The organism is Flavobacterium sp. UGB4466 (assembly GCF_903469665.1).
GTDB classification, from domain to species: Bacteria; Bacteroidota; Bacteroidia; order Flavobacteriales; family Flavobacteriaceae; genus Flavobacterium; species Flavobacterium lipolyticum.
In genome coordinates this window covers 21,558-36,518 of the sequence record NZ_CAGKLC010000047.1, presented here as the reverse complement: position 1 = coordinate 36,518, position 14,961 = coordinate 21,558, and the positions used below count along the sequence as shown (strand labels likewise).

Annotated in this window: 9 protein-coding genes; 8 read left to right on the top strand and 1 reads right to left on the bottom strand. The window is 34.9% G+C overall.

The window, feature by feature from the left end; translation table 11 throughout:
* The first annotated feature begins 75 nt into the window (after nt 1–75).
* A complete protein-coding gene (locus JO950_RS12730; RefSeq protein ID WP_202702989.1) occupies nt 76–516 on the top strand; it encodes a hypothetical protein in 441 nt (146 codons plus the stop codon).
* 54 nt (nt 517–570) lie between these two features.
* Here the strand turns inward: JO950_RS12730 and JO950_RS12725 are convergent, their stop codons facing one another.
* On the bottom strand, nt 571–1,215 hold the full coding sequence (locus JO950_RS12725) for a carboxypeptidase-like regulatory domain-containing protein (RefSeq protein ID WP_202702988.1): 645 nt from the start codon (nt 1,213–1,215) through the stop codon (nt 571–573).
* 146 nt (nt 1,216–1,361) lie between these two features.
* On the opposite strand from JO950_RS12725, the gene corA reads away from it, so the two are divergent.
* The 7 genes from corA (at nt 1,362) to JO950_RS12690 (ending at nt 14,916) form a co-directional block, all read left to right on the top strand.
* The gene (gene corA / locus JO950_RS12720) at nt 1,362–2,435 is read left to right on the top strand and encodes a magnesium/cobalt transporter CorA (RefSeq protein WP_202702987.1); all 1,074 of its coding nucleotides are present in this window, start codon (nt 1,362–1,364) and stop codon (nt 2,433–2,435) included.
* A 60-nt stretch (nt 2,436–2,495) separates the two neighbouring features.
* Entirely contained in the window at nt 2,496–4,589 is a 2,094-nt protein-coding gene (gene pta, locus JO950_RS12715; protein ID WP_070908583.1) for a phosphate acetyltransferase, read from the top strand.
* A 139-nt stretch (nt 4,590–4,728) separates the two neighbouring features.
* Nucleotides 4,729–5,913, top strand: coding sequence for an acetate/propionate family kinase (locus tag JO950_RS12710; RefSeq protein ID WP_202702986.1), 1,185 nt, complete (start codon nt 4,729–4,731; stop codon nt 5,911–5,913).
* Between the two features lie 101 nt (nt 5,914–6,014).
* Nucleotides 6,015–8,759, top strand: a complete 2,745-nt coding sequence (locus JO950_RS12705; RefSeq protein WP_202702985.1) for a histidine kinase — start codon at nt 6,015–6,017, stop codon at nt 8,757–8,759.
* 244 nt (nt 8,760–9,003) lie between these two features.
* Entirely contained in the window at nt 9,004–12,009 is a 3,006-nt protein-coding gene (locus tag JO950_RS12700; protein ID WP_202702984.1) for a SusC/RagA family TonB-linked outer membrane protein, read from the top strand.
* Nucleotides 12,010–12,013: 4 nt separating this feature from the next.
* Nucleotides 12,014–13,474, top strand: a complete 1,461-nt coding sequence (locus JO950_RS12695; RefSeq protein WP_202702983.1) for a RagB/SusD family nutrient uptake outer membrane protein — start codon at nt 12,014–12,016, stop codon at nt 13,472–13,474.
* A 74-nt stretch (nt 13,475–13,548) separates the two neighbouring features.
* On the top strand, nt 13,549–14,916 hold the full coding sequence (locus tag JO950_RS12690; protein WP_202702982.1) for a glucoamylase family protein: 1,368 nt from the start codon (nt 13,549–13,551) through the stop codon (nt 14,914–14,916).
* The last annotated feature ends 45 nt before the right edge of the window (nt 14,917–14,961 follow it).

The window sequence follows — 14,961 nt, the reverse complement described above, 5'->3', positions numbered from 1 at the left end:
GTATAGATACAAATGCAATTGATGGAGTTTCAGATATTATTTCTGAGGAATTTGACAAATTAACAGAGTTACGATATGCACAATAGTTTTGATGAATTAATTATAGCAAATCAAGGTTGTTGTTCAAAAAGTAAAGTAGCTTCTGAAAATGGAAAAAGATTTGAAATTGATTCAAAAGAAGATTTTACAAAAATTAGAATAGATAATTGTTTAATAACTTCGCAACAAGTTCAAAAATGTGATTTTGGTTTTGTTCGACACTTTAACAATGATTTTTATTTTGTAGAATTAAAAGGAAAGGATGTTAAGATTGCTTTAGATCAAATAATAAGTACAATAAATATTTTTGAAGATAGTGTAATTAGAATTCCTAAAGAGAAAAGATTCGGTTTTATTGTGAGTTCCAGAAACCCTTTATCAGGAGCAGAAACAAATAATTTAAAACAGGCTTTTGCGAAAAAACATGGAAGACTTTTAGAAATCAAAAGTGTGCAATGTAAATATGTTCCAAAATAAACCGGGTCAGAAATGACTCGGTTTTTTTATGGATTATAATTAGTAAAATGATATTTAATCATCTTCTGTTTCTGTCAGAACCACATCTCCGGTAAGAAAATAATCTCTCATTTTCGGTTTAATTTTAATATCGTTATTAAGTTTAAATTCGGTGGTTAAGAAATTTTCATGTTGGAATATTAAAATGTACCCTTTTTTTGCTTTTATTGTAAATTCTCCGTCAAAATTAGTTTTGGTTTCAACTTTAGTTTGCTTTACTTTAACATTAACCCCGGGTAATGGATTATCTTGAGAATCATATAAAGTTCCTGTATAGGTTACAAAGTCTTTTTTAGATTTTGACTTTATGCTGTCTTTAAGTTGTTTACGGTCTGTTTGTTCTGTTTTTGATTTTTCTTGTGCTTTGATTGTTTGATTTCCTAATCCTAAAAATGCAATTATTGATGCTGCTGCGACCATCCACACAGATCTTTTTTCTTTGGGAATAATCATATCCCTGTTCAATTGCGATACGATGAATCGACCGCATAAATTTTCATTTTTATTATAAGCAAGAAGAATTTCTCTGTCAGAAGATTTTGTAAAATCAATTACATTTTTTTGACAGTTGCTGCAAAACTTACCTTTTTCAGTTGGAGACATTTCATGCCAGTTTTCATGACAAGGTTTTGGTATTGAAATGGTTATTTTTCGGGTCATTTTGGCTTTATATTTTATAGACAGATTGCTGTTTATAAAAGTAATTATTATTATGAATATCTTAACATTGTCTTCTGATCAAAATGACATTTGTCATTTCCCATTCAGATTCTTTTTCGTAATATTACTTTGTAAATCATTTTTGAATGAGAAAGATAAAATACAAGAAAGGCAGAAAGTTGCAGCATACAAGTCTGGAGTACACGGGCACACATAAAAGCCATGAAACAGAAATGCAGCTTTTTGTTTATAATGATACTGATGTTGTTGAATATGAGAAATTTACGGTTTTGGCCATAAATTCATGTTTTGATTATACTAAAAACAATTGGTTGAATATTCACGGATTAAATGATATCGCTCTTATTAAAACAATCGGGGATCATTTTAAAGTAGATGATTTTTTACTGGCTGATATTTTAAATACGACCAAAAGAACCAAACTTGAGGAACAAAAAGAGGTTTTGTTTTTCAACATAAAATCGTTGTTGCCTTCAGAATACTCAGATGGTCTTAAGGTCGAGCAGCTCAGTTTTATTTTAAAAGACGGAATACTGATTTCTTTCCAGGAAAAAAGAAGTGACTTCTTTACACACATACGCGAACGCCTTCGTACCCATGCCGGAATCGTAAGAACTAAAAAAGTAGACTATCTGCTTTATTTGTTGCTTGATGCCGTAATGGAAAACTTTTATATTACAATCGAAGATGAAGAAGATAATATTGAAGAACTTATAGATTTAACCAAAAAAGGAGCAGATCCGATTATTCTGGAAAAAATTGAAAATCATCGCGATAATTTTAATTTTTTAAAACGTTCCATCACTCCGCTTCGTGATTCGCTTTATTATTTGAAGACCATTAAAGATGATGATGAAAACAATGGCCTTATTCAGAAGGAAACCTTTAATTTTTTCATTAGACTGCATCAGAAAAGTTTAGAACTTCTGGAGCAGATTGAGTCTGATATGAGTTCTTTAGAAAGCGCTTCCAATTTCTATTTTTCGGAGCAAAGCCGAAAAATGAATGAGATTATGAAGACCCTGACCATCATTTCAGCCATATTTATTCCGCTCACTTTTATTGTTGGAGTATATGGGATGAATTTTGAATATATGCCGGAATTAAAGGAGAGAAACGGCTATTTCATTGTAATGGCAAGTATGTTTTTATTGGTCATAGCCTTAATTATTTATTTTAAAAAAAGACGTTGGTTTTAACGTTTATTTATCTTTAGAAAATAGATTATATACGACATTTGTTGAGTTAATACATAAATTATGAGTAAAGCAATATATATAGCTACGAGCGATCAAAACAGCGGAAAATCAATTGTAACACTTGGTTTGATGAGTATTTTGATTGGAAAAACGGCTAAAGTAGGTTATTTCAGGCCTATTGTGGAGGATTTTGTAGATGGCGAGTTAGACAATCATATCGAAACAGTACTGTCACATTTTAATCTGGATATTAAATTTGAAGATGCCTTTGCGATCACCAAAAGCAAACTAATCAAGAAAAAGAATAAAGGAAAAATAGGAGAAGTTCTCGATTTGATTATTGAGAAATATAAGAAGCTTGAAGAGCGTTTTGACTTTGTCCTGGTAGAAGGAACAAGCTTTACCGGAGAAGGAACTTCAATCGAACTTGATTTGAATGTTTTGATCGCTAAAAACCTTGGAATTCCTACTATTATTATCGGATCCGGAGTTGGTAAAACTTTAGAAGAATTAGTAGACAGCCTTTATTTAGTTTATGATTCCTTTAAAGTGAAAGAAGTTGAGGTTTTATCGGTTATTGCCAATAAAGTTCAGCCTGAAAACATCGAATTGGTGACACAAGGATTGCAAAAAAGTTTGCCGGCGAATGTGCTTATCAATACCATTCCGCTGATTTCAAGTTTGAACAATCCAACCATGCAGGAAATAGTCAATCAGCTTGATGCCAAAGTACTGTTTGGAGGTGCTTATCTGAATAATGAAATCGGGCATTTTAGTGTTGGAGCAATGCAATTACACAACTATCTGGTTCATTTGCATGATAATGCACTGGTGATTACTCCCGGAGATCGTTCAGATATTATCCTTGGAGCTTTACAAGCCAACGAATCGGCCAATTATCCAACCATATCCGGAATTATTCTAACGGGAAATATAGTTCCGGAAGAAAGTATTTTAAAACTTATAGAAGGTCTTTCATCCATCGTACCTATTATAGCAGTTGATGGCGGGACTTATGGTATCACGAACAAAATTGGATCCATCAGATCAGAAATCTACGCCAATAATACTCATAAAATAGAAACCTCGATTAGTACTTTCGAAAAGTATGTTGCCATGGATGATTTGTCTGAAAGGCTAATTACTTTTGAAGCAGAAGGAATGACGCCAAAAATGTTTCAGTACAACATGGTTAAAAGAGCCAGACAGCACCGAAAACACATTGTTTTACCGGAAGGAAACGACGAGAGAATTATCATCGCCGCTTCTAGATTGTTGTCGATGGATGTGGTTGATATTACGATCATTGGCGATAAAAAACAAATTGAAGGGAAGGTCAATGAATTGGGAATTACATTGGATTTTTCTAAAATCAATATTATTAATCCTATTGAATCAGAGCTTTATGAAGATTATGCTAACACCTATTATGAGCTTCGTAAAGCCAAGAATATTAGTATTACTACCGCAAGGGATTTAATGGAAGATGTTTCTTATTTTGGAACGATGATGGTGTATAAAGGACATGCTGACGGAATGGTTTCAGGTGCTGCTCATACCACGCAGCATACCATTTTACCCGCTTTGCAATTCATTAAAACCAAGCCCAATTCATCTGTAGTGTCGTCTGTATTTTTTATGTGTTTAGAAGACAGAGTTTCTGTTTTTGGAGACTGTGCCATTAATCCAAACCCAACAGCAGAACAATTGGCAGAAATTGCCATTTCATCGGCAGAATCAAGCTCAGCGTTCGGAATTGAGCCTAAAATAGCCATGCTTTCTTATTCTTCCGGTTCTTCCGGAAAAGGGGATGAAGTCGATAAAGTAAGAACCGCAACTGAAATCGTAAAACAAAAACGTCCTGATTTAAAAATTGAAGGACCAATTCAATACGATGCCGCCGTAGATCGTGCTGTCGGAAAAAGCAAAATGCCGGACTCTGAAGTAGCAGGGCAGGCGAGTGTGCTTATTTTTCCGGATTTAAATACAGGAAACAATACCTATAAAGCAGTCCAGCGTGAAACCGGTGCTTTGGCTATCGGCCCTATGTTACAGGGGTTAAATAAACCGGTGAACGATTTAAGCCGTGGCTGTACCGTAGATGATATTATTAACACAGTAGTAATCACGGCTATTCAGGCACAAGGACTTTAATTAATTAAAAAATGTAAGTCAGGCTGAGCGGAGTCGAAGCCTTCTTTGTTTGCCCAGCCTTCGACTTCGCTCAGGGTGACATTAAAGCTAAAAACAGTAAAAAACTTAGAGAGTCAATCTCTTAGAATCTTAAAAAAAAATGAAAATACTTATCATAAACTCAGGAAGTTCTTCAATCAAATATCAATTAATGGTTATGCCTACAAACGAGGTAATTTGTACCGGTATGATTGACAGAATTGGATTGGAAACTTCAAATGTAATTTTCAAAACCCCGTCAAATACCATTGAAGAAACACTACCGATTGCTAATCATAAGGTTGGTTTACAAAAAGTAGCCAATATGCTTTTAGATGCCGAAAGGGGAGTGATTAAATCGACCTCGGAGATTGCGGCGGTGGGTCATCGCGTGGTACACGGAGGAAGTGCCTTTAGCGATACAGTGAAAATTGATGAAGCGGTAAAATTAAAAATCAAAGAACTTTTTGAACTGGCACCACTGCACAATCCAGCTAATTTAGAAGGAATTAATGTCGCAGAAGAAATTTTTAGTGATGCAGAGCAAATTGCAGTTTTTGATACTGCATTCCATCAAACGATGCCGGAAGTAGCTTATAAGTTTGCCATTCCAAATTATCTTTTAACAGAGCATAAAGTGCGTGTTTATGGTTTTCACGGAACCAGTCATAAATACGTTTCTGCAAAAGCAATTGATTATTTAGAAAAGAATTCTAAAATAATCACCATTCACTTAGGAAATGGCTGCAGTATGACCGCTATAAAAGACGGGAAAAGTATTGATCATACGATGGGATTCTCTCCGTCAAACGGTCTTATCATGGGAACTCGTTCAGGAGATATTGATCAGTCGGTTATTTTTTATATGGTTAAGAATCTTGGGTATTCGGCAGACGAAGTAAATTCAATTTTATTGAAACAAAGTGGTATGCTTGGACTTACAGGCTACAGCGATTTGCGAGACATTGAAGCCGAAGCTGAAAAAGGAAATAAAGACTGTCAATTGGCGCTGTTAATGAATGCCTATAGAATTCAAAAAACGATTGGTTCGTACGCGGCAGCTCTAAACGGTTTGGATGCAATTATTTTCACTGCGGGAATTGGAGAGAACTCTTCTTATATGCGCAAGCTGGTTTGTACTGATATGGATTATTTTGGAATTGAACTGGATGATGAAAAGAATCAGATTCGTTCTAAAGAAATCAGAGAGATTAATGTACCAAATTCAAAAGCAAAAATTTTGGTAATCCCTACAGATGAAGAATACGAAATTGCTCATCAGGTTTATCAGCTGCTTCAAAGCTAGAATAGACTTACTATTATATGGAAAGCTTCTCTGTTGAGGAGCTTTTTTTATGCCATCAGATTCAATATTTGTCAGTATCTTTGAAGATAAAACCGAATATTTTGAAATCGATACTTCCTAAATTTATATTCTTCTTTTTCATTGCTTTTCAAATCCAGGCACAAGAATTACTTCCATTCGTAGAAAATTATAATAAATCTGATTACCAAGGTGACAATCAAATTTGGAATGTGGTTCAGGGCAATGACGATGCCATGTATTTTGCCAATAATCACTATTTATTGCGTTATGATGGTGTCATTTGGGAAAAGTATACATTACCTAATAAAACGATCATCCGTTCGATCATGATCGAAGGCGATAAGATCTATTCAGGCTCATATAAAGAGTTTGGTTACTGGTACCGAAAAGAGGGAAAGATGCATTACGTTTCCATCACTAAAAAACTGCGTTTGTTTGACGAAAAGGACAATGAAGAGATTTGGAAAATTTTCAAGTTTAAAGGTTCCGTCTATTTCCAGTCTTTTAATGATGTTTTTATTTATGATGGAAAACACATTAAGAAAATCAAATTCCCTTTTCTAATATCCTATTGCTTTGTAGTGGATGATAATGTCTATGTTGCTTCAGTTGCAAAAGGTCTTTTTCGAATGGACGGTTCAAAAATAGCCAATCCGAAAGGTTGGAATATTTTAAAAAAGACTGTAGTTCACGCTATTGAAAAGTACAAGAACGAGACGTTTATTTTTACACAGAAAAAAGGAATTTTTATTGTAGAAAAAGGAGGTTTAAAACCCTGGAATAATCCGTTGAATGAAGTTTTAAAATCGGCAACGATTAATGTTGCTAAGTTTATTAAAGGAAATAAACTGGTAGTAGGAACCGGGAACAGAGGTGTTTTTATTTACGACTTTCAAACGGATACCTATAAAAACATCAATCGGAACAATGTCTTAATGAATAATTCGGTATTAAGCATCGGTTTCGATAAAGAGAACGATTTATGGCTTGGTTTGGATAATGGTATTACGCATGTCGAAATCAACTCTCCGATTTCTTTCTTTTATGATAATTCAGGACTTCTGGGTTCTGTTTATTCTGTTGCAGCTATTGATAAGGGATATCTGATTGCTTCAAATCACGGAGTTTTCGAATTTGTTTCCGGTAAGTTTAATATGTTGCCCAATACACAGGGGCAGGCCTGGAATATTAGTAAAATTGGTACCAAATATATTATAGGTCATAATGATGGAACTTTTTGTTACGAAAATGGTTCACTGGTTAAAATCAATAACAGAAGCGGAGGATGGAACTTGACAAAAAGCAGTATCAATAATACTTATTTTCAATCGACTTACAGCGGTGTTGTGGCTTACAATGATATCGCAGTACCTACTGAGAACAAAGTTATTAATGATCTTTCAAAACCTATAAAGTATGTTGCTCAGAATCAGAAAAATGAAATCTGGGCTGCAGATAATTACCGCGGATTGTATCGGGTATTGTACGATGATAACTATAAGACTAAAAAAGTTGAAAATATAACACAGCAGAGCAAAATTAAGAATGATTTTGGTGTAAAGATTTTTGAATTTAGAAATGAAATTCTTTTCCTAATCAATAATGTTTGGTATACCTATAATTCGATTAGCGGCAGTCTTGAAGAAAATGAACTGTTTAATTCTAATTTTAAGAACATAAGTGATGTCGTTTCAATTGATGAAGATCATTTTGTAGTGCTGCAGAATGGAATTTTGTATCATATATATGCGAAGGGTAATAAATTCATTTGGAACATTATTCAGGAGAAATATTATAAAGGTACCCTGATCAATGATAATCTGAGGATTTTCAAAACTCAGAACCACTATTTACTCAATCTTGATGATGGATTTATATCGCTTCAGCTCACTTATGAAAACAAGCAAAATGCTCATGTAAAAATAGAAGCTTTTAATGATGGAAATCTTATATCAAATGAAGATAAGATCAAATACAACACTGAGATAAGAATAAATGTAATTTCGGGAATTTACGGGGCAAGTAAGCCTAATTTGTTTTATAAAATCAATAAAAATGGCGATTTCCTGCCAATTTCAGATGGACTGATTGTATTGAACAATTTAAGCAGTGGTTCACATGCTATAGTGGTTTACAAACATGATGGTGCGAGTTACGAAGAGGTAACGGACTTTGATTTTAAAGTGGCTGAACCCTGGTATTTTTCATTCTGGATGATTTTACTGTATCTGCTTGTAGTAGGAGCGGTTTTGTTTTTCTATTACAAATGGAACAAGCTACGCTATATGCAAAAATTGAAGCTACAAGCTGAAGAGTTAAAACATCAGCGTGAGATTCTGGAAATGGAACTGAAAGCGGAGAATGAATTGAATGTTCAGGAGTATGAAAAACACATTTTAGAACTGGAACTGCAAACAAAATCCTCAGAAGTTGCCGGAAAATCATTGTCCATTGCCAAGCAAAGTGAAATGATTGATAACATTCAGAACATTTTGAATTCTGAAAAAGACTTCAATAAACTGAAGAGCGAAATCAAAAAAGCAATTAAAATCAATGAGGTGAACAAACACGAATGGGAGATTTTTGAAACCAATCTGAACCAGATTCACAATGAATTTATCATTAACCTTTCTAAAAAGTTTCCAAACTTAACTCCTAAGGATATAAAACTGTGTGTTTACCTCAAAATGAATCTTTCTTCCAAGGAAATTGCACCTATGATGAACATCTCTTTTAGGGGCGTAGAATTGCACAGATATCGTTTGAGAAAGAAATTAGGGCTTACTCAGGATGAAAACCTCTCAAAGTTTTTATTAAGTCTGTAAGATTGAGATTATTTTTTTAAATATCTTATATTTTTCTACTTCTTTTATTGTATAATTCTAATACATCATTACTACATCATAACGTTATGTTAATAAAATAAAATTAACATTTAAAATGCTGAAATTTAAACTTTTATATTCTGTTTTTAACATAATGATGTAGCTATGTAGTAGTGGTATTTGATGTACTACAACGTTGTAATTGTTTAATTTGGCTCTACTAACTTAAACGATTACGAACTGTATGAAAAATTTTATTTTTAGCTTTTTAGCGCTTTTGCTATTGCCGGCTTATATGTCTGGACAAGCAATTAAAGGAAAAGTAGTAGACAGTAATGGAATGGGAGTTCCCGGAGCAATTATTGCTGCTTCAAACTCAAGAGTTTCTGCTGATGCTGATTTCGACGGAAATTTTGCCATAAATGCCAAAGTGGGAGAGATACTAAAAATCTCGATGTTGGGCTTTGATCCTATTTCTGTGGCAGCAACTTCCGCACCAATGACTATTACTTTAAAAGAATCAGGTGATACTGTATTAAAAGATGTAGTTGTAATTGGATACGGAACAAGAAAGAAAATTGATAATACTTCAGCGATAAGCTCTATTAAATCTGAAGAGATTACAAAAATGAAGGTACTAAATGCTTCTCAGGCCATACAAGGTAAGGCGGCAGGGGTTCAGGTATCTGCTTCAGATGCACCGGGAAGTACACCTTCTGTAATTATTAGAGGAGCCGGTAGTGCTTTGGGAGGAAAGAATCCTTTGTATGTAGTAGATGGTATGCCAACGGAGAATATCAATAACATTAATGCAAATGATATTACATCGTATGAGATTTTAAAAGATGCTTCTTCCTTAGCTATTTATGGTACAAGAGGTGCAAATGGTGTAATTATGATCACCACGAAATCCGGAAAAGGAAAACTTACGGTAGATGTAGAAAGCTTTGCCGGAATTAGAACTCCTTTGAAAAAGGTTAGAATGGCAAATAGTGACGAATATGTTCGTTATAGTAATATTGCTTACAGTGGTGATTTTCCACAAGGAAGATTTTCTGCCAATCAGCCTTACAATACCAATTGGTTTGATGAAATTACAAGAACAGGATCTTATACGCAAAACAATATTGCCATTTCAGGGTCTTCAGATAATGTAAAGTACTTTTTTAGTGTTGGAAATTATGAAGAAAAAGGAATTCTGAACCGATCTGATTATGGTAGAACTACGATTCGAAATAATAATGAGTTTAAAATTTCGGATAAAGTTAGATTAACTCAGAATATGAGTGTGAGTACCATCAAAAATACTCCAATGCCTTTAAGCGCTTTTACAAATGCTTACAGACAATCTCCTCTTGTTCCTGTACGTTATCCTAATGGGAAATATGGAGTGCCATTTGTTTCAAATGGAGTGGTTGCCGAAACAGGAGCATCTTTCAATAATGTTGCGAATCCGGTGGCTCAGTTGGATTTTACAAATGAGAGACAAGAGACTGTTATTTTACAAGGAGGTTTAAAGTTGGATTATGATATTATCAAATCATTAAAATTTACCTCTCAGTTTAATGGGGAGTTTTTTACTTACAAACAATATAATTATGTAGATAATTTAGGACTTTGGTTATCAGGAGATCCTACTCGTGTAGTATCTGCTTACGATACTAAAAGTTTAAATACAAATACTTTGACAAGAGGCAGAGATCAGTATTTCAACTGGAATTTATCTAATTACCTGACTTATAATAAAGTTTTTGCAGAAATTCATGATGTTGAAGTTACTGCCGGTATAGAGGCCAACGTACAAGGAACCAGAGAAAAATTAACGATTGACCGAAAAAATGTAAATCCAAATTCAAACTACTGGTCTTTAAAAGATATTAATGTTGCAAGTTCAGTAACAGGTTATAAAGATGAAGCTTTGAATCAAAGAAGATTAGCTTCTTATTTTGCTCGTTTTCAGTACAAATTAATGGACAGATATTTACTTACAGGTACTGTAAGACGTGACGGATCGTCTCAATTTGCCGAAGACAAACGTTGGGGAACATTCCCATCAGTTGGTTTAGGTTGGATTATATCAAAAGAAAGTTTCTTAAGTAATATTGAAACACTTAATTTATTAAAATTAAGAGGATCATGGGGTAGATTAGGAAATCAGAATGTACCATTGAATACTCAGGTTTTTACTTCAGGAGTTGATTTACCGGGACTTGGTTCAGGAATAACAATTAATTCGCAAATAGATCCTAATTTATCTTGGGAAATAGTAGAGGAACTTTCTGGAGGTTTAGATTTTGAATTGTTTAACAGCAGATTAAAAGGATCTTTTGATTTGTATGACAAAAAAACAACCAATACCATTTTGAATGTTAGACCTTACGCAACTTCAGGATACAATATTTCAACTTATTCACATATCGGAGAAGTATCAAACAAAGGATATGAAGTTTCTTTGCGTTGGGACGATAAAATAAGCGATAATTTAAGTTATTGGGTTGGAGGAAACTTTTCTCACAACAAAAACGAACTTTCCAGTCTTAAAAACGTTCAAATTGCTCCAACTCTTGGAGGAAGTTTAGGAAATGGACAAAATACTAAAATACTGGATAATACTTCAGTAGGACAACCTTTAGGAAGCTTCTATATGTATGAGTTTGCTGGTATTGATCCGTCAAATGGTAAAATGTTGTATTATACCGCTACTGGTGATAAAGTAGTTCAGACGGCATTAAACGAGAGAACCGATAAAAAATATGTTGGAACGGTTTTACCAACTTCAACTTACGGAATCACTTTAGGGATAAATTATAAAAACTTTGATTTTTCTGTTGACGGTTACGGAACAGGAGGAGCAAAAGTATACAATGGAAAAAAAGCACAACGTTTTGGTGGTGAAAATATAGAAGCATCCGTGGCTCGCAATTTCTGGACACCAACTAACACAACGGCTTCAAATCCGGTGCCTTCTAATGAGATTCCTTATGCCTCTACTTTTTTCCTGGAATCGGCAGATTATTTTAGAATCAACAACATGAGCTTAGGATACAAATTGCCATTAAAAGAGGATTTGTTTTTTAACTATTGCAGAATCTATGTGAATGCAATTAACCCATTTATCAGCCAAAAATACTCAGGATTTTCACCTGATGTAGTGTCAGATGGTAAGTTAGTTGAAGGCACTCAGGGGGTTGAGTTAGATGCGTACCCGTCATTGAGATCATTTGTTATCGGTGCTAATTTAAAATTTTAATATCATGAAAAGAATATATATATCAATGTTTGTACTGTCCGGATTGCTTTTTGCAGGATGTGCAGATGATTTTTTAGATGTAAATCCTACAGAATCAATTCCTGCCGATGTAGAATTGGTCAATAACGATGCGGGAGCTTCAGGTTTTGTAACGGCAATTTACAATCAGTTTTTAGGTTGGGAGATGTCCTCTTTTGGATGGAATGCAGTTTCAAGTATTATCTCTGATGATGCTGATAAAGGTTCTGATCCCGGAGACACCGGTGGCGATAAGGATATTGTTGATGCTTTAACGTATAATGCTTCGACTCCTTCATTTCAGTCTACGTGGGATGCTCAGTATGCCGGAATAAACAGATGTAATCAGGCTTTGGCTATTTTTCCAAAATTGGATAAGGTGACACCTGCTTTAAAAGTAAGATTAGAAGGAGAAGCTAAGTTTTTCAGAGCTTTTATGTATTTCACTTTAGTAAAAGGTTACGGTGGGGTTCCAATTATTGATCATTTGCCAATTCCGGGTTCAGAGGGTGACAGAATTATGCAATTAACCCGTAAAACACCGGCTGAAGTTTACGCATTTATCGAGAAAGATTTGAATGATGCCATTACAAATTTACCGGAGAAATCAGCTTACGCAGCAGAAGACAAAAGTCGTGTTTCTAAAGGGTCTGCTTATGCTCTGTTAGCAAAAGTAAATTTATATCAAAAAAATTGGCAAAAAGTAATTGACAATTGTGATAAAGTAACAGGATATTCTTTAGTAGCTGATTATGCGCTACAATATAAAAAAGCAGGAGAATTTGGTCCTGAGTCTATTTTTGAAATTAATGGAATTGGTTCAACTTCAAGCCCTGGTTTTGGAATTGGAAACTACTCTGTTTCTCAGGCACCACGTGGTGCAGGAGGATGGGGTTGGGGTTTCAATACACCTACTCAGGGGTTAGCAAATGCTTATGAAGCAGGCGACGTAAGAAGAGCAGCAACGATTATTTTCAGAGGTTCCGTTTTATACGATGGAAGACCGGTACCGGCTACTGTCGCAAATCCAATGTACAATTACAAAGCTTATTCTTCGGATTTCTACAATCAGGAATTTACAGATACCAATCTTAGATATTTAAGATATGCTGAGGTATTATTAATGAAGGCAGAAGCTTTGAATGAATTGGGACAAACATCAGCAGCAATTCCTTTAGTGAATATGATTCGTAAAAGAGCAGGTTTAGGAGATACTCCTTTTACTTCTCAAACAGATGTTAGAAAAGCAATCTGGAAAGAAAGAAGATTAGAAATGGCTTTCGAGCATGACAGATGGTTTGATCTTGTAAGAACGGGACAAGCTCAGGCTGCTATGGCTGCCGACGGAAAAACATTCGTTGTTGGTAAACATGAATTATTTCCAATTCCTACTACATTCTTAAGAGAAGCGGGTGGACTTTCGCAACAAAATCCGGGAGGTTACTAAATAATTTTTTAAAACCACTTCCTTCTTTTTTTTGAAGGAAGTGGTTTTTATTCACTGATATTAAAAAAAATATAATGGTTAAAATTTCAGTTTTACTATTAGCTTTTACTTTTTTGGGCTGTAATGCACAAGAAAAAAAAGAAACAGAAAAGGCCTCATCATCTGCAGTAAAATTAACAGACGATCAGCTTTTAGCTGTGGTTCAAAAAGAGACGTTTAAATATTTTTGGGATTATGCTGAGCCCAATTCAGGATTAGCAAGAGAACGTTACCATCCGGATAGAATTTACCCTGAAAACGATGCACATATCGTAACCACAGGAGGTTCCGGTTTTGGATTGATGGCTATTGTTTCCGGAATGTCACAAGGATATGTAACGAAAGAAAAAGGAGTTGAAAGACTGAACAAAATTGCTGATTTTTTAGGCAAAGCTGATCGTTTTCATGGAGCATGGTCACATTGGATAGATGGAAATACAGGAAAAGTAAAACCTTTTGGAACCAAAGATAATGGTGGAGATTTAGTCGAAACATCATTTTTGGTTGCAGGAATGATTACCGTTCGCGAATATCTAAAAGACGGTTCAGAGAAAGAAAAAGCGGTAGCTCAAAAATACGATGCACTTTGGAAAGGAGTAGACTGGCAGTGGTACACTAATAATAAAAATGTTTTGTACTGGCATTGGTCACCAACTTACAACTGGCAAATGAATTTTGCTCTTGAAGGTTACAACGAATGTTTGATTACCTATGTCATGGCAGCCTCTTCGCCAACACACGCGATCGATGCAAAAGCGTATCACGAAGGCTGGGCGAGAAGCGGCGGAATAGTTTCTTCTAAAACAAAATACAATATTCCTCTAATTCTAAAACACAATGGAGCCGAGGAATTTGGCGGACCAATGTTCTGGGCACATTATTCGTATGTAGGACTTGATCCGAACCAGCTGACAGACAAGTATGCCAACTATTGGGATCTGAATGTCAATCAGGTAAAAATAGACTACCAGTATTGCATTGAAAATCCGGGAAAATTTAAAGGATACGGAGCCGATTATTGGGGTTTAACTGCATCTTATTCCAGAAACCCTGACGGATCTATTGGGTACGATGCTCACATGCCAAGCAACGATAAAGGAGTTATCTCTCCAACAGCAGCCATTAGTTCAATTGTGTATACACCAAAAGAATCAATCGCTGTAATTAGAAATTTATACGAAAATCATAAAAAGGAAACTTTTGGAGAGGCAGGCTTTTATGATGCGCTTAGTCTACAGAATAATTGGGTTGCAAAACGTTACCTGGCTATTGACCAGGGACCTGAAGTCGTAATGATTGAAAATTATCGTACCGGTTTGCTTTGGAAATTATTCATGAATGCTCCCGAAGTAAAACAAGGTTTGGTTAAGCTTGGTTTTAAATCCGGAAAGTACGGATTCTAGTAACAGGAGCTTATGACAGTCTAGCATTTTATGGCCGGGCATTTA

Excerpts from the sequence above, each read along its gene's own strand:
- corA (WP_202702987.1), top strand. The coding sequence starts at position 1,362 with ATGAGAAAGATAAAATACAAGAAAGGCAGAAAGTTGCAGCATACAAGT.
- JO950_RS12700 (WP_202702984.1), top strand. The coding sequence starts at position 9,004 with ATGAAAAATTTTATTTTTAGCTTTTTAGCGCTTTTGCTATTGCCGGCT.
- JO950_RS12725 (WP_202702988.1), bottom strand. The coding sequence starts at position 1,215 with ATGACCCGAAAAATAACCATTTCAATACCAAAACCTTGTCATGAAAAC.
- JO950_RS12695 (WP_202702983.1), top strand. The coding sequence starts at position 12,014 with ATGAAAAGAATATATATATCAATGTTTGTACTGTCCGGATTGCTTTTT.
- pta (WP_070908583.1), top strand. The coding sequence starts at position 2,496 with ATGAGTAAAGCAATATATATAGCTACGAGCGATCAAAACAGCGGAAAA.
- JO950_RS12730 (WP_202702989.1), top strand. The coding sequence starts at position 76 with ATGCACAATAGTTTTGATGAATTAATTATAGCAAATCAAGGTTGTTGT.
- JO950_RS12690 (WP_202702982.1), top strand. The coding sequence starts at position 13,549 with ATGGTTAAAATTTCAGTTTTACTATTAGCTTTTACTTTTTTGGGCTGT.
- JO950_RS12710 (WP_202702986.1), top strand. The coding sequence starts at position 4,729 with ATGAAAATACTTATCATAAACTCAGGAAGTTCTTCAATCAAATATCAA.